Origin of the sequence: Limnovirga soli, from assembly GCF_013106755.1 — a bacterium.
Lineage (GTDB): Bacteria > Bacteroidota > Bacteroidia > Chitinophagales > Chitinophagaceae > Limnovirga > Limnovirga soli.
Map to the genome: position 1 here is coordinate 1 of NZ_WHPF01000061.1, position 273 is coordinate 273.

1 protein-coding gene is annotated in these 273 nt (G+C 49.1%); it reads right to left on the bottom strand.

Annotated features, from left to right (window positions below; translation table 11 throughout):
* On the bottom strand, nucleotides 1–273 hold a 273-nt coding region (locus tag GD597_RS21775), incomplete at both ends, for a hypothetical protein (RefSeq protein ID WP_216368673.1).

The following is a 273-nucleotide window of genomic DNA, read 5'->3' on the forward strand; positions in this document are numbered from 1 at the left end:
CCTGTTACCAGGCCTCCACTGCTGATCGTAGCGATGCCGCTATTATTACTTAACCAGCTGCCGCCAGCGGTTGCTTCACTTAGATTAATCGTATGACCTACACATACACTGTCAGGCCCGGTTATTGGAGCAATCACCGGTATGGCAGATACAACAATGGTTTTGCTTACACTATCACTACAACCCGCTGCATTAATCACCGTATAACTGATGCGCACCGTGCCGGCACTAATACCTGTTACCAGGCCTGTATTACTGATCGTGGCGATACCA